The 19,807-nt window shown below is 70.5% G+C and carries 15 protein-coding genes; 8 read left to right on the forward strand and 7 right to left on the reverse strand.

The features are described 5' to 3' along the window. Positions 1-7: 7 nt before the first annotated feature. From HZS55_RS02345 to HZS55_RS02360, 4 genes are read left to right on the forward strand one after another with little or no spacing between them, the layout of a single operon-like run. The gene (locus tag HZS55_RS02345) at positions 8-343 is read left to right on the forward strand and encodes a winged helix-turn-helix domain-containing protein (protein ID WP_179910157.1); all 336 of its coding nucleotides are present in this window, start codon (positions 8-10) and stop codon (positions 341-343) included. Beyond that, the gene (locus HZS55_RS02350) at positions 340-681 is read left to right on the forward strand and encodes a DUF7521 family protein (RefSeq protein WP_179910158.1); all 342 of its coding nucleotides are present in this window, start codon (positions 340-342) and stop codon (positions 679-681) included. Before HZS55_RS02345 ends, HZS55_RS02350 begins: the two co-directional genes overlap by 4 nt. Before the next feature lie 46 nt (positions 682-727). Further along, positions 728-982: an antitoxin VapB family protein gene (locus tag HZS55_RS02355; protein ID WP_179910159.1), complete on the forward strand. Its 255-nt coding sequence runs from the start codon at positions 728-730 to the stop codon at positions 980-982. After that, entirely contained in the window at positions 979-1,371 is a 393-nt protein-coding gene (locus tag HZS55_RS02360) for a PIN domain-containing protein (protein WP_179910160.1), read from the forward strand. The genes HZS55_RS02355 and HZS55_RS02360 overlap by 4 nt, the downstream gene beginning before the upstream one ends. Here the strand turns inward: HZS55_RS02360 and HZS55_RS02365 are convergent. After that, positions 1,368-2,279: an isoaspartyl peptidase/L-asparaginase gene (locus tag HZS55_RS02365; RefSeq protein ID WP_179910161.1), complete on the reverse strand. Its 912-nt coding sequence runs from the start codon at positions 2,277-2,279 to the stop codon at positions 1,368-1,370. The genes HZS55_RS02360 and HZS55_RS02365 overlap by 4 nt on opposite strands. A 102-nt stretch (positions 2,280-2,381) precedes the next feature. Between HZS55_RS02365 and HZS55_RS02370 the strand changes: the two genes are divergently transcribed. Then, positions 2,382-3,017, forward strand: coding sequence for an IS6 family transposase (locus tag HZS55_RS02370; protein ID WP_179909309.1), 636 nt, complete (start codon positions 2,382-2,384; stop codon positions 3,015-3,017). Between the two features lie 512 nt (positions 3,018-3,529). Here HZS55_RS02370 and HZS55_RS02375 read toward each other — a convergent pair. Then, complete coding sequence (locus HZS55_RS02375; RefSeq protein ID WP_179910162.1) at positions 3,530-5,596, reverse strand: histidine kinase dimerization/phospho-acceptor domain-containing protein; 2,067 nt, start codon at positions 5,594-5,596, stop codon at positions 3,530-3,532. A gap of 205 nt (positions 5,597-5,801) precedes the next feature. Here HZS55_RS02375 and icd point away from each other — a divergent pair, with 205 nt between their 5' ends. Continuing rightward, entirely contained in the window at positions 5,802-7,079 is a 1,278-nt protein-coding gene (gene icd / locus HZS55_RS02380; protein WP_179910163.1) for an NADP-dependent isocitrate dehydrogenase, read from the forward strand. A gap of 154 nt (positions 7,080-7,233) precedes the next feature. Here the strand turns inward: icd and HZS55_RS02385 are convergent, their stop codons facing one another. Together HZS55_RS02385 and HZS55_RS02390 are read right to left on the reverse strand one after the other, a co-directional pair. Then, positions 7,234-9,507, reverse strand: a complete 2,274-nt coding sequence (locus HZS55_RS02385; RefSeq protein WP_179910164.1) for an NHL repeat-containing protein — start codon at positions 9,505-9,507, stop codon at positions 7,234-7,236. 62 nt (positions 9,508-9,569) lie between these two features. Beyond that, a complete protein-coding gene (locus HZS55_RS02390) occupies positions 9,570-13,706 on the reverse strand; it encodes a PAS domain S-box protein (RefSeq protein ID WP_179910165.1) in 4,137 nt (1,378 codons plus the stop codon). 227 nt (positions 13,707-13,933) lie between these two features. Between HZS55_RS02390 and HZS55_RS02395 the strand changes: the two genes are divergently transcribed. Then, complete coding sequence (locus tag HZS55_RS02395) at positions 13,934-14,287, forward strand: hypothetical protein (RefSeq protein ID WP_179910166.1); 354 nt, start codon at positions 13,934-13,936, stop codon at positions 14,285-14,287. Positions 14,288-14,307: 20 nt separating this feature from the next. On the opposite strand, the gene HZS55_RS02400 is transcribed toward HZS55_RS02395, so the two are convergent. From HZS55_RS02400 to HZS55_RS02410, 3 genes are all read right to left on the reverse strand, one after another. After that, entirely contained in the window at positions 14,308-15,393 is a 1,086-nt protein-coding gene (locus tag HZS55_RS02400) for a DUF373 family protein (RefSeq protein ID WP_179910167.1), read from the reverse strand. Positions 15,394-15,836: 443 nt separating this feature from the next. Next, positions 15,837-17,672: a vWA domain-containing protein gene (locus HZS55_RS02405; RefSeq protein WP_218927267.1), complete on the reverse strand. Its 1,836-nt coding sequence runs from the start codon at positions 17,670-17,672 to the stop codon at positions 15,837-15,839. Positions 17,673-17,787: 115 nt separating this feature from the next. Beyond that, positions 17,788-18,507: a hypothetical protein gene (locus tag HZS55_RS02410; protein WP_179911764.1), complete on the reverse strand. Its 720-nt coding sequence runs from the start codon at positions 18,505-18,507 to the stop codon at positions 17,788-17,790. Between the two features lie 154 nt (positions 18,508-18,661). Here HZS55_RS02410 and HZS55_RS02415 point away from each other — a divergent pair, with 154 nt between their 5' ends. Next, positions 18,662-19,774 carry a hypothetical protein gene (locus HZS55_RS02415; RefSeq protein ID WP_179910168.1) on the forward strand — a complete coding sequence of 371 codons (1,113 nt, stop codon included), beginning with the start codon at positions 18,662-18,664 and terminating at the stop codon, positions 19,772-19,774. Positions 19,775-19,807: the final 33 nt, after the last annotated feature.

Raw genomic sequence — 19,807 nt, forward strand, 5'->3', positions numbered from 1 at the left:
CCCGACCGTGACGGACGAGGACGTCGAGTCGGTCGCGACGCTGCTGGCGGACGACACCGTCCGGTGTCTGCTCCTGGCGACGCGCGAGGGGCCGCTGTCCGCCGCGGAGCTCGCCGACCGCTGCGGCGTCTCCGAGACGACGGTCTACCGCCGGATCGAGGACCTCGCGGCCCGCGACCTCGTGGCCGAACGCACCGAACTCGACGACGGCGGCCACCACAGCACCTACGAGGCGACGCTGGACCGCGTGACCGTCGACGTGACCGACGACGGGTTCGACGTCACCGTCGAGCGCCGCGACAGCATGGCCGACGCGTTCACCCGACTCATCGAAGACCTATGACACCGACACCGCTCGCGACCGCGTTCGCGCCGCTCCAGAGCAGTCTCGCGACAGCCGAACTCGCGCTGCTCGCCGTCGATCTCACCTCGGCGCTGCTGGGCGTCGTCATCAGCTACATCGCCTACCGGGGGTACCGCCGCACCGGGAGCCGCGCGATGGCGTTCGTCGCCGTCGGCTTCGTGCTGATCATGGTCGTCCCGTGGCTCGGGTTCCTCGCCACCCTCGCCGTCGGCTCCTCGCGTCCGGTCGAACTCGCCGTCGGCGCCGTCTCCGAGGTGAGCCAGCTGCTCGGCACGCTCGCCATCCTCTACGGGATCCGTCTGGAGACGGCCGGGTAAGCGGTCGAGCCGATACTTTTTCCGTCTCTGTAAACGACGTATACGCATGGGGACGAAGACGGTCCGCCTGGACGACGACGTCTACGAGCGGATCAAGAGCCGAAAGCAGCCCGACGAGACGTTTTCGGACGCTATCGAACGGCTCACGAGCGAATGGACGCTACTCGATTACGCCGACGGCGAGTCGCCCGTCGACCCCGACCGACACCGAGCACTCATCGAGCGGTCCGAGCGAGCGGGAGCCGAGAAATCCGAGGGACGCCTGGAACGGCTCGGTGTCGACACGGATGCCGACGAGTGATCCTCGATACGGACTTTCTCATCGCGCTCGACGAAGCTGACGATGCCAGGGAGAAAGCACTCGAACTCGAAACCGCCGACGTTCCGTTGCGGGTTCCAGCGGTCGTCTTACAGGAGCTATACGTAGCCGTCGGTGCCGGCGAGAACGCGAACGAGAACGCGAGGAAGTTCGAGGCGCTGATAGCGAACAAACCGCTCGTCGACGTCGACGCGAACATCGCACGTCGTGCGGGTGTGCTGGAAGGACAGCATCTCGTGAGCGACGACAGACCGTCGCTCGGCCCCGGCGACGCGCTCGTCGCCGCGACCGGCCTCCAGTTCAACGAACCGGTCGTCACCTCGGACGGCGACTTCGAGACGGTCGACGGGCTCGTCGTCGAGTCGTTCTAGCGATCGTCCGTCCGCGCCGTCTGCATCGCCGGACTGTTGTACGCTTCCCCCGTCCGGCCGTCGGCGTCGACCACGACAATCCCAGCGTTCCCCGCCGCCGCGTCGTCGAACTCCTCGACCGCCAGCCGCGCGGCCGCCTCGGCGTCGGCGCCTCCTTCGAGCAGGTCGACGGCGCGGCGAGCGAGCCCCTCGCGGGCAATGTCTTCGCCGGCGCCGGTCGCGCTCGCGCCGCCCGCTTCCGAGGCGAAAAAGCCCGCGCCGACCTGGGGCACGTCGCCGACCCGGCCGGCCAGCGCGAACCAGCGCCCGCCCGTGGAGGTGGCGGCGGCGATCTCCTCGCCCTCGCGAGCGACCGCGCCGACGGTGTCGTGGTCGTGGGGGTCCGCGGGCGAGACCTGCTGGTCCCCCGCCCGGTCCAGATCCTCGTCGCTCGCGAAACGCTCGCGGACCCACCGGAGGTGGGCCTCGGGGTCGCCGGTAGGCGGTTCGGCGTCGCCCCACCGCTCGCGGGTGCGGTCGGCCCACAGGTCCAGGCCCGTCTCGACGCCGACGGCGTGGGCGAACGCGACCGCCCGTTCCCCCGCGAGCATGACGTGGGGCGTCTCGGTCATGACCGCGCGGGCGACTTCGACGGCGTGGCAGACCTCGGGCATCGCGCCCGCGGCGCCGACCTCCCCGTCGGCGGTCATCAGCCCGGCGTCCGTGCGGATCATGCCGTCGCTCTGGACGGCGCTCCCCACCCCGGCGTTGAACGACGGGTCGACTTCGAGGACGCGGACGGCGGCGCACACGGCGTCGACCGGGTCCGATTCCTCGGCGCCGCGGGCGACGGCCTCGTCCAGCACTGCCTGGCGCTCGGCGGGCTCGTCCGGCGGCGACCCCGCCCCGCCGTGGGCGATGAGTTGCATGTCTGGTCGTCCCGACCCCGGCGTCATAAGTTCGGTGTCCCGCGATCACGCGGTGTTCAGATAAGGTTTGAAGGGTGAGGCGTAGCGTTTTCTGAGTGATTCATGCCCGAAAACGCTAGCCTCGGCGGTAATCTCGACCAATTCGACTTAGATTTTGTGGAGCGAGAAGCGACACCACGACTGTTGATGAAGCTGAGTATTCAGTTGCATCTGGCTGGACTCTCACTTTCGAATACTGTTTCTATTCTTGAGGTATTCGGTGTCAAACGTGCTCGCTCAACTATTCATAATTGGGTTCACAAAGCTGATTTACAGCCCGAAGGTGGACACTCACCGGATCACGTCGCGGTTGACGAGACCGTGATCCGACTCAACGACGAGCAGTATTGGCTGTACGCTGCTGTCGATCCGGAAACGAACAAACTGCTGCATACAAAGCTAAGACCAACTACAACGAAGGTTCTCGCCCATTCATTTCTCGCCGAACTCAGCGAGAAACACGATGTTGACGACGCCGTGTTTCTCATCGATGGCTCCAAATCGTTAGAAGCTGCGTGTCACCGACATGGCTTCGATTTCAGATACGAAAAACATGGAAATCGGAACGCTGTTGAACGTGTCTTTAGAGAAGTAAAACGACGAACTGTATGTTTCTCAAACTGTTTTAGCAATGCCGAAGCAGAAACAGCCGACGATTGGCTCAGATCGTTCAGCTTCGCATGGAATCAGCTTATCTGAACACGATGCGCGATCAGGATCCGGGTGTGAGACAGCGACCGACGACTCGACCGCGACCGCAAACGGGGCGACCGCTACCGCAACAGCCGACAGCACCGCCGACTCGATCGGAGTACGAGACAGCGTGAAAGCCCCGACCTGCTTCGGTCGCGCGCCTTGCTGCGCTCCTCGCTCGCTCCGCTCGCTGCGGTGCTTGTGGCGGCGGGCTTCCCGAAGCAGGTCGCCCCTTTCATTCCCGCCCGTATCGGCTGGTCGGACAGTCTGGGCGGGCGGGAATGAAAGGGGCGGCCGTCTCGACGAACCCCGGCGATGTAAGCACTGGAGCGACCGGAGGGAGCGAAGCGCGCAGCGAGCCGCGGGAGTCGAGACGCCGGGAGAGCTTCGCTCTCCCGAGCTCGCGGCGGCAAAGCCGCCGCGAACGGCCGGGGCTTTCACGCTGTTCGCGATCGCTGCGGAGACGGTCGCTGCGGAGACGGTCGCTATCAGCCGGCAGAAGCCCCGTCTCCACCCTGTCACTCCCCGTCGAGTTCGACGGCGGAGACGTGGTCGAAGGTGGCCTCGCAGTAGGCGCCGATCATGGTCGAGCAGGCGGCGAGGCCGCCGCAGACGGGGTCATCGAGGTCGGCCGAGCGCTGGTCGACGGCGTGCCACTCCTCGCGGTCGGCGGAGACGAAGGCGGTGACGCGGTCGCCGGTCCGCTCGACGGCGAACCACTCGAAGTTGCGCTCGCCGCTCTCCAGCAGTTGCGCGCGGGTGGGCTCGCCGTCGGCGGTCCGCCAGCACACCTCCGTGCGGCCGTCGCCGGTCCGACCGACGTAGCCGAACGTCGCCGACTCGCCCGTGTCGTCGCGCAGCATCACCCCGGCCTTGCTCCGGTCGGCGGGCGCGTCGAACTCGTCGAGACGCGCCTCGACGCGGCAGGGGCCGCGGATCGAGGCCCACCGGAAGTGACACTCGTTGACCCGTCCGAGGAGGTTGTCGCCGGCCGCCCGGAGCGTCCAGCGGTCGACCGACTCGTCGTGGGCGGACTCCCCGGCGTTGAGCACCTGCCCCACGTCCCGGCCGGTCGTCAGCGGCCGCGGGGTGCCGGTCCCCGGGAGCGGGTCGGGGTCGGTCACCAGCAGGACGTTGCCGAACTCGAAGCGCGCGCCCCCGTCGCGGCTCTCGTCGATCCGGAGGTCCCAGCCGTGGGTGTCGGCGACCTCCGAGACGATGGCGAGGTCGGCCCCCGTCGCGGCGGTGTCGTAGCCGGCGTCGAGCAGTTCCTCGCGCTCGGCGGCGGGGACGGCCGGGCCGTCGTCGGCGACGAAGAAGCCGTCGTCGGTGGCCCCGACGTGGACGGTCACGCCGGGGCCGGTCCGCTCGAGACAGTGCTCGAAGCAGTTCTCGAACAGCGGTTTCAGCTGCAGGCGGTTGGTGTAGAGGACCGTCTCGGCCGGGAGGGCGACCTCAAGCGTCGCCGCGGCGGTGGCGACCTCGTCCCAGACGACCTGGAGAAACGAGCCGACCGCGACGCCGCCGACGGGGGCGGGCGCGGTGCCGCTGGAGGCGGCGAGTTCGCTCACGTCCTCGACGAGTTCCGCCATCCGGTCGAGGGCGTCGCTCACCCGCTCGGCGGCCTCCGGGTCGCCCTCGCGGGCGAACTCCTGGTAGGCCATCGCGACGTGCAACGGGTTGCGCAGGTCGTGGGCGACGAAGCTCGTGAAGTCGTCGAGCCGGCGATTCTGGGCCCGCAAGTCGCGTATCTGGCGCTTCTCGTCGCTCACGTCCAGCGTGACGCCGACGAGTCCGCGGGTCCGGTCGCCGTCGCGCCAGGGCACTTTCGTCGTGCGGAGCCAGCGACCGGCCTCGGGGGGGCCGTGGCACTCCTCGCGGTCGCGGATCGCCTCGCCCTCGTCGATGACGAGCCGGTCGTCGCCCAGCGCCTCGACCTTCGCCGCCTCGTCCCAGGAGTACAGCTCCCAGTCGGTCTTGCCGACGGCCTCGACGGGACCGGGAGCGCCGTGTACGTCGGCCATCTTCAGGTGTCGCGCCCGCTCGTCTTTGACGTAGATCGGCAGTTCGAGCTCCGAGAGGATCGCGTCGAGCATGTCGCGGTCGGTCGCCGCGCGGTAGCGCCTGTCGTGAGTGGTCAGCGCCTCCGCGACCGTCTCCAGCAACTCCTCGTGCGTCGAGACGGCCGGGCCGCCCGGCTGGGGGAGATAGGCGAACGCGCCGGCCCGCGTCGCCGCGCTGGCGAGCGATTCGTCGCCGTCGGCGGCGTAGACGACCACCGGGAGGTCCGGATACTCGTCGACGGCGGCGGCGACGCAGCCGACCGGGTCGGCGAGCACGTCGTCGACGACGAGACAGCCGACTGACTCGTCGTCGGCGAGTCGGTCCAGCGCGCTCGCGCAATCGGCTGCGGCGGCCGCTTCGACGGCGGGGTCGGTGTCGGTCGCGGCCGCCGCGCGGACGACGTCGCTCGTCACCGGCGACGGGAACGACCACCGCTCGACCGCGTTCGCGACGGCCGCGCCCACCTCGTCCTCGCCCGCCGCTATCACGACCGTCGACGGACCGTGCAGGTACTTGCTCACCGCGTCACCCCCAATAGGCGCCCGTTCCCCAGTCTCGTTGATAAATCTTCCCCCGGGGCGCGGGGATCGTCGACACACCCCTCGCGCATCGTCGAAATCACGTTCGACGATCCCGAACAAATTCGGGTCTCACGGGGTCTCGTTCGGCAGAAACCGCCTCAGTGAAAACGGCAGTCCTTTAGGCCCGACCGTGGAAGGGCGGATCATGGGATACGACTACGACAAGGTTGAGGTTCCGGCTGACGGAACGCCGATTCAGGTCGTCGACGAGGACGCCGACGAACTCGACGTGCCGGAGAATCCGATCGTGCCGATCATCCACGGGGACGGTATCGGGAAGGACGTGGGGCCGGCCGCACAGAAGGTGCTGGAGGCCGCCGCGAACGCCACGGGCCGGGACATCTCCTGGATGCGCGTCTACGCCGGCGAGTCCGGCCGCGAGAAGTACGACGAGAACCTGCCCGACGACACCGTCAACGCCATCGACGAGCACCGCGTCGCCATCAAGGGCCCGCTGACGACACCGGTCGGCGCCGGTTTCCGCTCGCTGAACGTCGCGCTGCGACAGACACTGGACTTCTACTCGAACGTCCGACCCACCTACTACCTCGACGGCGTCCCGTCGCCGATGAAGGCGCCCGAAGAGATGGACATGGTCACCTTCCGCGAGAACACGGAAGACGTCTACGCCGGCATCGAGTGGGAAGAAGGCACCGAGGAGGTCGAGCAGGTCCGCGAGTTCGTCGAAGACGAGATGGGCTTCGACGACGTCATGCACGACGGTCCCATCGGCATCGGCATCAAGCCGATCACGGAGTTCGGCTCCAAGCGTCTGGTCCGCAAGGCCATCGACTACGCCCTCGAACACGACCGCGACAAGGTCACCCTGGTCGGCAAGGGGAACATCATGAAGTTCACCGAGGGGCAGTTCACCGAGTGGGGCATGGAGGTCGCAGAGGAGGAGTACCCCGACGAGGACGTCTTCGCCGCCCCCGACTCCCTGTGGGAGGAGCAGGACGACATCGACGTCCCGGAGAATGCCGTCATGGTCGAGTCGCGACTCGCCGACGCGATGCTCCAGTGGATGCAGCTGCGCACCGACGAGTTCTCCGTGCTCGCCATGCCGAACCTCAACGGCGACTACCTCTCGGATGCCGCCGGCGCACAGATCGGCGGCCTCGGCATCGCGCCGGGCGCCAACTTCGGTGACGCCCGCGTGCTCGCCGAGCCGGTCCACGGCTCCGCGCCCAAGCGCGCCGGCCAGAACAAGGCCAACCCCAGTGCGATGATCCTCTCCGGTCGCCTGATGTTCGACTACATGGGCTGGAAGGACGCCGGCGACCTCGTCCGCGACGCCGTCGAGGAGACCATCTCCTCGGGCAAGGTCACCTACGACCTCGAACGCCATCTCGACGACGCCGAGAAGCTCGGCACCGACGAGTACGCCGAGGCCATCGTCGACAACATCGAAACGCTCTCCTAGAGAGCGTTTCGTGCGCCCGGAAATCGGAGATTTCCGGGAACATCGAGGAACTCGCGTAACGAGTTCCTCGGGCTCTGGCGGCTGCGCCGCCAGAACTTCGAGAAACTCTCCTGACGATACAGCCGCTTTTCGCGCCGTTTTCACAGCTTCGCACTCACGCCATCGACCAGCGATAGTGCTGTGCGACGTGCAGCGTCGAGTCCGGCACCACGATGTCGACGCCCGGCGCGTCCGAGGCGTCGCCGACTGACAGCAGATAGGGCAGCCACAGCTCCCCGGCGGCGACGTCGCCGCCGAACGCCCGATGTTCGTCGAGCGGTCGCAGGCCGCCGTCGGCCGCCGCGTCCTCCGCGAACACGCGGATCGAGCGGCTCACCAGGTCGAGGACGAACACCCGGCCCTCGCGAGCGGCGACGGAGATGGGCAGGAGGAACGCGCGGTCGCCGCCGTAGCCGGGCTCTCCGACGGGGTGCCAGTCGTCGCCGTCGAACCGCTGGAGGCGGTTGTTGTTCTCGTCGGCGACGTAGACGCCGCGCTCGCCGACGGCCACGTCCGAGGGGTTCCAGAAGCCGCCGTCGAGGTGGCCGAAACAGCCGCGGTCGCCCCGCGCCCGTGCGCCGTCGAGGACGCGGTCGTAGTCCCAGACGCCGATGCGGCCGTTCGCCGAGTCGGCGACCCAGACCCTGGCCACGCCGTCGCCCTGCGGCTCGACCGCGATCCCTCGCGGGAGCTTCGCCTCGCCCTCGCCCATGCCCCAGGGACCGAAAGAGTCGACGAGGGTGAGCGAGACGCCCGCGTCCGCGCCAGCGACGGCACCGGCACCGCCCTCCTCGTCGCTCCCGCCCGCGGGCGCCTCGTCGACGGCGTAGACGTGGATCTGCCCCGTCCGGTCGGCCTCGCGGTAGTGAGCGGTGTAGTCGGTCACGAACAGCCGGCCCCCGCCGCCGGTGCCCGCCGGCCAGTAGGCCAGGCCGAACGGGAACCGCGTCGCGGGCAGGGCCACCGGGTCGACGCGGCCGCCGGCGTGGCCCCCGGCGCGGTCGCCCCCGGTACCGGCCGCGCGGCCGCCGTCGGTCACGGCGGTAGATCCGTCGGTCCCGCCGGTCGCGTCGGTGAACGCGACGCGCTGGAGGCGCCCGTTCCCGCCGTCGCCGACGAGCGCGCAGCGACCGAGCGGCGAGTCGGGGTCGGCGACGACGACCGACCCGGTCGGGGACGAGAACTGCCCCGGGCGGTCCCGCGGGGCGCCCACCGACCCGAGCCGCCGGGCGGATTCGGTGTGGATATCGACGGCGTAGGCGCCGACCCGCCCCGCGAGCGCCTCGCTCGTCAGCACCGCCAGCGTCGGGTCGTCGGCGTCGGAGTTCGGCACCGAAACCCCCTCGAAGCCGGCGATTCCGACCGGGCCGCGGAACCGATCCTGGCCGGCGGCGTCGGTCGGGGCGGAGTCGTCCCCCCGCCCGCGCCCGTCGTGGGGGACCCCGATCCCGTCTTCGAGGGCGGCGTTCGCGCGGATGTCTTCGCCGTCCTCGGGGACGACGCCGTCGGCGATGCCGACGCTCGTGTAGGCGTGGACCCGCCCGGTCGCCGCGTCGGGGACGAAGACCTGGGCGTCGGCGCCCGACCCGACGACGGCCACGTCGCGGGGCATCGGCAACTCGGCGAGGGTCTCGTCCGCGAGCCCCTCGAAGGGCGCCGCCGCGCCGGTCCGGTCGCAGCGGACGACCGTCGCGAGCTTCGGCGGCCCGGTCGGCCCCTCGTGGAGCACGCCGTAGCCCGTGTTGGCCACGTAGATCCGCCCCTCGTCGTCGGTGTCGAGCCCCTGAGGCCAGTACAGCGGCGTCGGGTTGTCGTCGCCGACCGCGCGGATCGACCGGACCGGCTCCCCCGACTCGTCGAAGACGGCCAGCCGCCCCCGGAGGTCCGACCCCTCGCGGTAGAACTCGTCGGCCGCGACCACCCGGACGCCGTCCCAGTACTCGTGGGCGACGACGCCGTTGGGGTGGAACGGACCGTCCGCGGCGAACGCCTCGGCAGCGGTCACCCGCGGCGTCGCCCCGTCGTACTCGTAGTCGAGCCGCTGGAGCCGGCCGTTGCCGGTGTCGGCGACGTAGAGCGAGCGGTCGGTCGGGTGGTGAGCGAGCCGCATCGGGAGGTCGAAGCGGCCCGGCGCCGTCCCGACGCCGCCGACCACGGCGAGCAGCCGCTCCAGTCCGTCGTCGACGACGAGCAGGCGGTTGTGCCCCGCGTCGGCGATCCAGACGTTGTCCTCGCGGTCCTGAGCGGTCCCGACCGGCGACGCCAGCCGGGGGTCGACCGCCGCCAGCGGCGCCGGGAGCGACGACGCTTCGTCGGCCGCCCCACCGCCACCGACCGCTCCGTCCGTCGCCCGCGACCCGTAGTACCCGCGGTAGGTGAACCCGACCATACAGGTAGATCGGTTGCCACGTGCATGGTATTTGCTATCGGGAATCGATCGGTCGGGCGGCGTCACTCCGTCGGGGACTCGCCGGCCGCCGAGTCGGCGGCGGGCAGGGAGACGACGACCGCGGACGAGTCGCCCGAGTCGTCGACGCGGGCGGACCCGTCCGCGCGGTCGACCACCCAGGCGAACAGCCAGGCGCCGGCGTCGCGGTGGCGGTCGAGGGCCGCCTCGGGCGGCGCGACGAACGGGTCGACGGTCCCGCGGTCGACGCCCGAGTCCGGGAGCGAGACGCGGCACTCGACCCGCCCGTCGGCCTCGCTCGCTCGGACGCGGACGGTCGGGGCGTCGGCGGCGCTGTCCCGGGCGAGCGCGCCGAACAGGGCTTCGAGTCCCGTCACGAGCGACGGCGGGGCGACGACCGCCCGCTCGGCCGGGAGGGTCGCCGAGACCGACACGGGCCGGCGACGCTCGGCGGCCGCCTCGGCGGCCGCGTCGACGACGGTCGAGAGCGACTGGGCTCGCTCCGCGTCGCCGGGCCCGACCGCCCGCTCGGCCGTGCGGGCGGTCGTCGCGGTCGCAGCGAGATCGTCGCTCGCGCGCTGGATCGACCGCGCCAGCGCGAGCGGGTCGTCTGTGTCCTCGGTGTCGTCGGCAGTGTCGAGACCGGTGTCGTCGGTGTCGCCACCGGTCTCGTCGCCGTCGGCCAGCGCGTCGGCGACGAGCTGGGCGTGGCCGGTCACGAGCGTGAGTTCGTTGCGGAGGTTGTGCCGGAGGACCCGACCGAGCACCCGCTTGAGCCGGGCGAGTTCCGCGGCGCGGCGCTCGCGGGCGGTGACCGCTCGACAGGTGCAGACGGCTCCGTCGAAGGCGTCGGGGTCGGCGACGGTCAGCTCGTAGCGGTGGCGGTCGCCGTCGGCGCCCCGGACGCGCGCACAGAAGGTCCGGTCGACGCCGACGGGTCGCCACCACTCGTCGGTGTCGACGGCCGGGTCCCGGTCGCGGCCGCCCTCGTCGTCGCTGCCGTGGCCGCCGTCCGGGCCCCGAGCGCCGTCGACGGGCCGGTCGCCGTCCGCGGTGACGGTCGCGAAGGCCGCCTCGACGTGGGTGCCCCGCAGCGCCGACCGGGGGCGACCGAGCAGGCGTTCGAGCGCCTCGTTGACCAGCGCCAGCCGGCCGTCGGCGTCGACGACGAACATCGGGTCGCCGGCGCTCTCGACGAGCGTCCGGTAGCGTTCGAGCCGCGGGTCCGCGGCCGCGCCGGTCACGTCGCGGGCGACGTTGACGACGCCGGCGTACTCGCCGGCCTCGCGCCGGACGGCGAAGTGCAGCGCCAGCGTGACCCGCTCGCCGTCGGCCGTCTCGAAGGCCACGTCGAGCACCTCGCTGTCCAGCTCCGGCGTCGCGAGCAGCCGCTGGACGGCCAGTTGCCCCTTCTCCAGCTCGCCCGGCGCCATGAACTCCGCCGAGTGGACCCCGACCATGTCCTCGTGGCCCAGCGCGTCGGCGAACGCCTCGTTGTGGTACACCACCTCGCCGTTCGCGTCGACGACCGAGATGCGGTCGCGGGCGTGGTCGACCAGCGCCGACAGCAGCGCGCGACGGCGCTCGCGCGCGACCGCCGGCGTCAGGTCCCGCGCGTAGCGCACTCGGAGGTCGTCACCGTCGACCGACAGCGTCAGGCCCCACTCGCCGACGCGGCGGCGGCTCGTCCCGACGGTCGCGGTCGTGACCGCCGCGCTCTCGCCGTCGGCCGGCGGGTCGGCCGCGTCGGCGAACCCGGGGTGGCTGTCCGGCACGCGGGTCGCCGTCCCCGCGTCGGTCGCGACGCGGAGGGCCGCGCCCCCGGACGGTTCGACGGTCTCGCCAACGGTCGGATCGGCGGCCCCATCGGCAGACGGACGGACGGCCTCGCCAGCGGACCGATCGGGGGCTTCGCTGTCGCTCTCGGCCGCGTCCGCCCCGGCGTCCCGCTCGCGGGGCGCGTCCCCGTCCGCGCCGGCGAGCGCGAGGACCTTCTCGACCAGGAACGCGGCCGGGGCGGTCCCCGTGCCCTTCTCGACGAGGCTGTCGACGGCGGTGAGACGCGCCTCGTCGCCGGCGTGGGCAACACCGGCGTAGCAGACGACGGGGACGTCGGCCGCCGCGGCCGCGTCGGCGAGGCGGTCCCAGCCGGGGTCGTCGAGGCGGTCGGTCACCAAGCAGTCGACGCGGCCGGTCGCCAGCGCGTCGACGGCGCCGTCGACGCCCCCGGCGCGCTCGACCGCGACGGTCGGGTCGACGCCGGCGGCGGCCTCGCGGATCCGCGCCGTCGCCGAGCGGTCCGGGTCCAGGTGACAGACGCGCACGTCGGCGCCGCCGGGGTCGGCCGTCGTCGCTCCCCGGTCGCCGGAGCCGCTCAGCGGACCGTCGGCGGTGTCGGCGCGGTCGAACCGGATCGTCGCCCGGGTGCCGTCGTCGGTGGCGAACGACAGGTCGCCGCCCGATTTGGCGACGACCCACTCGACGAGCCAGAGGCCGACGCCGCTGCCGTGTTCGAGCGGCGTCTCCGCGCCGCGTTCGAGCGCCGACAGCTCCGCGTCGGGGATCCCCGGACCGTCGTCGGCGACCGAGAGGGTCACCGACCGCTCCGCGAGCGTCGCCGTCACCGAGACCGTCGGGGCCTCGCCGGCGTGACGGAGCGCGTTGTCGAGGAGGTTGCGGACCGCCAGGTCGACGACCGGGACGGCCCGAACGTCGACCGACGGCACGTCCACATCGACGGCCGCCGCCGAGCCGCCGTCGACCGACGCGACCGCGCGGTCGACGGCCTCGTCGAGGGCGACGGTCGTCGGCCCGGGGTCGGTGTCGACGATGCGGTCGACCGCCGCGGTCTTGGTGACCAGCGCCGACAGCGCGTCGGCGCGTTCGCGGATCGCCGCCGCGAGCGCCGCGGGCTCGCCGTCGACGGCCTCGGCCAGGCGGTCGGCCAGCTCGCCGATCTCGCGGACGCCGTCGGCGACGTCCGTGCAGACGACGCCGGCGAGCAGCCGCCGGAGCCGTTCGAGTTCCGCCCGGCGGCGCTCGCGCTCGGTCACGTCGCGAAAGGTGCCGACCGTCCCGACGACCGCCCCGTCGGCCCGCACCGGCCCGAAGGTGGCCTCGAACCGGCGGTCTCGGCCCTCCGCGTCCGGGAGCCGCAGGTCGGTGTCGTGCCACCGGCGACGGTCGCCCGCGCGAACGGTCTCCAGGGCCGCGGCGATCCGCTCGGCCGCCTCGGACGGGACCGGGTCGCTCACCGCCAGCCCCTCCAGGTCCGCGGGGTCGGCGCCGAGGAACTCGCCCATCGCCGCGTTGGCGAGGGCGATCCGGTCGTCGACGTCGACGACCCACATCGGGTCGGCGGCGCTCTCGACGAGCGTCCGGTACTGCTCGACGCGGTCGGCCCGCTCGGCCTCGTGGCCGGGACGACGGACCGCGCCGAGGACGCCGCCGCCCGACCGTCCGGTCAGCGCGACCGAGAGCACGACACGCGACCCTCGCCACCGGAACTCGAACTCGCGAGTCAGCTCGGTCTCGGGGTCGAGGTCGCCGACCGCGGCCGTCCACGCGGGGCGCTCGCGCTCGGCGACGACCCGCTCGACCGACCGCCCGACGAACGGCGCCGGGTCGGCGCCGAGCCAGGCCGCGAACGGCTCGTTGCAGTAGGCGATCCGGCCCGCGCCGTCGGTCGCGAACAGGCCGTCGCGGGCGCGCTCGGCGAGCGTCTCGAACAGGTCGAGCCGGTCGGCCCGCTCGCGGGTCCGCGTCACGTCCTCGAACAGCGCCAGCCGGTCGGCGGCCGAGTCGGGGGGACACGCCAGGCCGGCGTGGCGGACGACTCGCCGACCCGCGTCGGTCTCGACCGCCAGTACGGTCCCGCGGGTCGCCGCTCCCTCGGCGGCCGCCGCCGCGACCCGCTCCATCGGCGCGCCGTCGGTCGCCGCGGCCGCGAGGCCGTCGTAGAAGTCCGCCTCGCCGGTCGCGACCGCCGGCTCTACACCCAGGGCGGCGTCGAGCGGGGCCGTCGCGTCGACGACGCGGCCGTCCGCGAGCGCCACGGCGACACACCGGCGCTCGCGGACCGCGTCGGCGACCGCCCCACCCGCCGCTCCGCCGTCCGTCGACCCGGCGTCGGCCGGCGGCTCCGCTCCGCCGTCGGCTGCCCCCGAATCCCCGTCCGTCATCGTCGGTTCCGAACCTCCCGAACGAGCGGCGGCGGCCACTGTCGCGGCCCCTCGCGGGTCGCCCGGCGACACCCTCGTCCGATCGTTGACACGAAAGCGCGTAGCGGGGCGGACGCGATAAAAGTACCGTCGCCGGGGGCGAGACCGGCGCAGACGGCGGTCGCGGCCGCGCCCCACGTCCGGGACCGGTCGAAACGTTCACCACGGTTTGGCCCCGACGGCACGCTGTGACCGACGCGCTCGACCTCGAACCCGGGCCGGCCGCCGTCGGGACGCTCGTCGGCCTCGCGGGGCTGACCTTCCTGCTCGAACCGGTGGTCGGTCCCGTCCCGGTCGGCGGGCTGCGCGTGCGGCCGGTCGCGCTCTCGGCAGCCGTCCTCGCGGCCGCGCTGGTACTCGGCGCGGTCGTCTTCTACCGGCGGGGCCGGCGGCTGTTCGCGCTGGCTCACGGCGTCTTCGGCCTCGCCTGGACCGGAATCGTCCTCGGGACGGCGACCGGGAGCGGGTCGTTACTGCTCGGCGGCGTCCTCGTCCTGATCGCCGGTTGCGGCTTCCTCGCGAGTCGAGCCCGAGAGCGATAGGGGCGGCGGGCGGGCGACCGCTAGGTCGGATTGACGCGGCCGCCGAACCGCGACTCGGCGAGCGCGAACGCGAAGGTGCTGGCCAGGCCGAGCAGCGTCGCGCCGGTGAGGGTGAAGGCGAGATACGACAGGTCGCCGTACGCGAGGAGGAAGCTGGTGACCCCGTGGAGGATGAAGGCGATGGCCAGCACGTAGACGGGCGCGTTGAGGTGGCGCCACTCGAACTCGCCGTCGATGTAGCCGTCGACGACGCGGCCGAAGCTGCTCGTCACCCCGGCGGCGGCGAACCAGCGCAGCGACCCGTACACCATCGCCGCGATCACTTCGATGACCGTCAGGGCGTCGCCCGTGTCGGCCTGGAGACCCTGGACCGTCTGGACGCCGGTGAACCCGCCGATCATCAACAGCAGGCCCGCCACGAAGTACGTCACCAGCGAGACGCGCCCGGCGTACAGCCCCTCGCGGATCCGCTCGACGAACGCGTCGAGGCGCTCGCCCAGCGCCAGTCCCCGCGACAGCAGGTAGAAGCCGATCAGCGCCGAGGTGACGCCGAACACGGCGCCGGGCATATCCAGCCGTTCGGCCAGCAGCGACAGCGGGTAGATGAGCAGCAGGATGCCCATCGGGATGAGGATCGTCCCCCGCGTCTCGGGGTCGTCGAGCACCTGCTTGATCGTGTAGTACATCGATTCGAGGTCCTGGGCCTGGCGGACGACGACGCGCTGGACGCCGTCGATGGGCACCCGCGAGCGGATCACGGGCAGCACCGACTCGTCCTGGGCGCCGTCGGTGACGACCATCGCGCGCACGTCCTCGCCCGTGACGAGGCCGGCGAGTACTTCGTCGAGTTCCTCGCCGACGGCGCGGTTGGCGGCCACGTCGCTGCCGTCGACGCCGGTGACCGCCGCCACCTCGACGGACTCGTCGGTGATCCGGTCGGCGACGTGCAGCCCCTCGAAGAGGACGTTCACGTCGCTGTCCTCGGGGTCGGCGGTCGCCAGCTCGACGGCCGCGTTCTCGACGGCGTCGCGGCCGACCACCGGCGTCTCGACGCCCGTCTTCCGACCGAGGTCGTCGTCGAGGTCCACACACAGGACCAGCAGCATCGGTCGAGGGTAGGCAACGGGCCTGTATCAGTCTTCGGGGCTCTGGGTGAGATCGATGTCCGTGGTGTGGGTTGATACTGAGGGGCGCCGGCTCTCGACCCGCTCGCTAGGAGTTAGATCTACCACAGGAATCAGGAGACGCTGAAAGCCCTCGGCCCGCTCGCGGGTGCTGTGCGACATATCCTCACTCGCTCCGCTCGTTCGGATAGTGGTCGCGCACCACCCGCGAGCGCGCCTCGCCCTTTCAGTCCACCAGGAGAGCAAGCTCTTCTGAGCCCGCGCTCACTCCGTTCGCGTGGACACCAAGGACCGCCCCGCACAGCACCGCACCGCGCCACACACCTCCCCAGCCGATTCGCTCGCCTTCGGCTCGCTCATCCCTCGCACGATGCTGTCGCGACACGAGAGTCGCGACAGCGCGCGCCACCGCAGTTCACCCACCTTCAGTCGGCTTCGTCAAGGATGGGCCCCATGATCTCGACCTCCTGGGCGAGCGCCTCGTCGCCAATGGCGTCCATCTCCGCTCGGAAGTACTCGCGGAACGCCCGGATGCGCTGCTCGTAGGTGTCGCTCACCGTCAGCGGCACGGACTGCTGTTCCCACTTGCCGAGTTGCTCCTCCGGCGGAGGCACCTGGATGCCGTCGTCGGGGGCCGGAGTCTCGTCCTCGCGCTCGCGCTCGTCGACCATCCAGTTCTTCAGGAGGTCGGCGTACCGCGAGAGGAGGACCGCCTTCCGGACGCCGCTGTTGGCGTAGTAGTCCGGTTCGGCGTCGGGGAAGCGGATGCGGGTCGCGTTCTCGTGGCTGCGGCCGCGGCGGTCCGTCCAGGTGACGGTCAGATCGAGGACCGCGTCCGCCGACTGCCGGTCGACCTGTACGAGGACGACGCCGCCGCGGGACTTCCCGCCCTCGCTGGGCGACGCGAACAGCGTGTTGACGTGCATGATCCGCCCGGTCGCCTCCTCGGCGGCGGTGGTGCCGTAGACCCGCTCGATGTCGTACCCGGCCGCGTCCAGGCTGAGTTCGAGGTCGAAGACGAGCGGCGTGACCATGTACTTGAACTCCTCGCCGAGGCGGCGGGTGAACTCGTCGGCGGAGTGGACGCTGTAGTAGTTCGCGCCTTCGATCGACGTGATGGCGTCGACGAGTTCGGCGTTGAAGTCGACGCCGACGCCGACGAACGTCGTGTATCGCTGCCGGTCGGCGTTGTCGGCGAGGCGCCCGCGCAGGTCGCCGGCGTCGGTCTCGCCGAGGTTCGGCATCGCGTCGGTCAGGACGATGGTCCGGTTCTCGTAGACGGCCCGGTCGGCGTCGTCGTACTCGCGGAGCATGTCGGTCGCGTCGGCCACGCCCGCCGAGAGGCGCGTCCCGCCCCCGGCCTCGATGTCCTCGCGGATGTGGTCGCGGATAGCGTCCATGTCCGTCGCCTCGACCGGTCTGAGCGGCTTCGCGACCGTCGACTCGTCGTCGTAGAGGACGACGCCCAGACGGTCGCCGGGTCGGAGCTGTTCGGTCAGCGCGACCAGCGCCTCGCGGGCGACCTCGATCTTCTTGCGGTCCGTGTCGCCCTTCGGGGTCTGCTCGTTCCCGAACTGGTCGTAGTAGTAGTCGTCGAACTCATCGGACATCGACCCGGAGACGTCGACGACGACAGTGAGGTTGAGCCGTTTGCGCTCGAACTCGTCGGCGGCCAGCCCGGAGTTCAGCCCGACGGTGAGATAGCGCTCGGTCTCCCCGGAGAGCGGGTCGGCAGTCACCGCCGGCGAGTAGGCGGGCCCGAAGGTCGCGCCGCAGAGCCGGCCCGGGTCGCCGGTCTCGAAGTAGTAGTCGTAGAACATCCCCTCGTAGCTCAGGCTCTCGGGGAGCGGGAGATACCCCTCCTCGACGTTGCGGCGGAAAGTTCCGATATCCTTCGCGCCGCCCGCTGCGAGACCGACGCTCCCGTCGGCGGCGACGGCCGTGGCGGTCGGCATCGGCGTCGGGGTCCCGCCGCCTCCGCCCCCTCCTCCACCGTGGCCCGGTGTCGGCGTCGGGGTCGGGTCGTACTGCCAGTCGTCGATCCGTTTCCGGTCGGTGTCGACGGGCGGGGCGGTGCCCGTCGGCGTCGGTGTACCGGCGCAGGGCGTCCCCGTCGCCGGCGTGGTGATGTCAGTGCCCGAATCGGTTCGGTCACCGCTGCGATCCGTCTCCCCCTCGTCGGCGCGACAGCCTGCGAGGGCGGCCGCGGTCGAGGCGGCGGCCGCGCGCAGTAGCCACCGCCGTGATCTGTCTCTCGGCATACGTCCGGCTTCGGGGACAGTTCAAAAGGCTGTGATGAACGATCAAAGAGCGGTTTGAAGCTGGTCGGCCCCGGGAGGTCCGAGGACTGATTCGAGATTCATATCTGTCCGCTAGTCAGGGAACTCTCTCAGTAACGTCCCGCAGGTCCTCGGGGTCGGTCCACGGGAGACAGCGCCCGTGGAGTTCGAACAGTCGGAACTCGTTCAGATGCACCCAGCTGTAGGACACTGCCTCGTGCTCTGCATCCTCCCGATCCTCGATCCGGTCGACGATCTCTTCGTGCGAAACCTCGACACCGTTCCGCCGAGCGCGTGTGACCAGCGAATCCAGCTCTGTCTCAGTGTCTTCCTCGTCAAGGTCGTCATTGAAGTAGACGTTCACCGCGGCGGCGAGAAGGTCGGCCACGGTTTCGATATGTCTGTCGGTCATCCAGGCGTAATCTCGGGGGAGAACCGTCGATCGCTCGAAATACGGAGTCGCGCTGATCTTTCCGAGTTCGGTCACTTCACCGCCGGCGTCCTGCTCGTGGACCGCGACGATATGGTCGGCGTAGGTGGCCAACAGCGTGAACCGGATCCGGAACACCGGAAGACGATCGATCTCGATCTGCGGGAGATCACCCATCAGGAACGGATAGGTGCCGAGCCGTTTGTCCAGTTCGTTCTCGACGATCCGCAACCGGCGGATGTACGGGTCCCGATAGCTACCCAGGATAAAGTACGACTCCTCTGGGGTCTGCAGATGTGACACTTCCCGATTGGCGAAGCCAAGGATCTCGGCGGTCTCGTGTGGTTCGAGTTCGAGGCCCTGCAGCGCTTCGTCGACCGCTTCCATGATCTCGGCGTCGTCCCCTGATGTCTCCGACCCGGTCATCGGGCGTTGTTTTCAGCTACGAGAACAAATACCTTTTCGACTGGTTTGGGAAAATAGCGTTTCTACCAAACCAGTTGTCCCAAAGTGTTTTGCGCGTCCGCGAGAAGTATCGAACATGAGCGATGCGCCTGCCGCGGAGGACGGTGGTCCCTTCGAGGAGCAGCGGCAGATCTACGAGTTGCTGTCCCAAGAGACGCGACATCTGGTGTTACAGTACATCCTGGGGCATCCAGCGCATCTCCCGTCGCTCGACGAGTTCGCGTACCTGATCCCCAAAAACAAGGCCGCGATCCGGGACCAGTTACAGGTCCTCGAAGATGCGGACGTGATCGCGTGTTACGAGCATCCGCCCAACGAGCGTACTCGGGGTCTCCCATCGCAGTTCTACGGCCTCACCGAACACGGTGTAGATGTCCTCTCCGAGTACAACTACCTGCGAGGGCTCCCCGTCGCCCGCGCACTGTACGACAACACGCGGCTCTCGGAGAAAGTGCAACGCCACCTCAACGCGCCGCGCCCGGCGCTCCCCCCGAGCGTCGGCCGATCACTTACTATCGGCGAAGAACCGACCGATTTCGACCGAGTAGAGAGCTACATTCGGGAGCGACAGGGTGGCGTTCCCAGTACCGACGACCAGGTCCTGCTCGCAAAGGCGTTCTTCGAAGCGGAGATCGGTCCCGACCACGAGGGGATCAAACGAACCGATCTGCTCGACGAGTTCGGAGTCGAACTGGAGCATCGCGCAGAAACGGTGCTCGACAACCTCGTCGATACGGGTCTGCTCGAAGCGACGAAGCCACCGGGACCGGACATCTTCGCGATCAGCGAGCGCATCGACGAAATCGTCAACGGACGCGTTACCGAGGAGGCCCGGGAAAATCTCGACGGGCTCGTCGCCCACATCGACGACGAACTGCAGTCGATCGAACTGGATGACGGGGCCGCCGAAATCAGCGGCTCGGAGACGGTCGCGTCGGAGCCGTCGGTCGCACTCGCCGACGGGGCCGGTCGCACGATACGGAGTATCCTGGCGAGCGAATTCGGCGTTGCACCGGAGCGTGTCGTCGAACACCTCCGTTCGGGGGACCCGATCGACCGCCTCAATGCGGCCGTCGAGGCGATCGACTCCTCCGAAGAGGTCGCCAGTTCCGAAGAATACGGACGGATCGTCTTCCTGAGTCAGGCGTACCGCTATCGGCTGACGGAGCGGGCGATGGAGCTGCAGTAACTGTCTCGAACGGATCCGGATCGATGGCTACTG

Origin of the sequence: Halosimplex rubrum (assembly GCF_013415885.1) — an archaeon.
GTDB classification, from domain to species: Archaea; Halobacteriota; Halobacteria; order Halobacteriales; family Haloarculaceae; genus Halosimplex; species Halosimplex rubrum.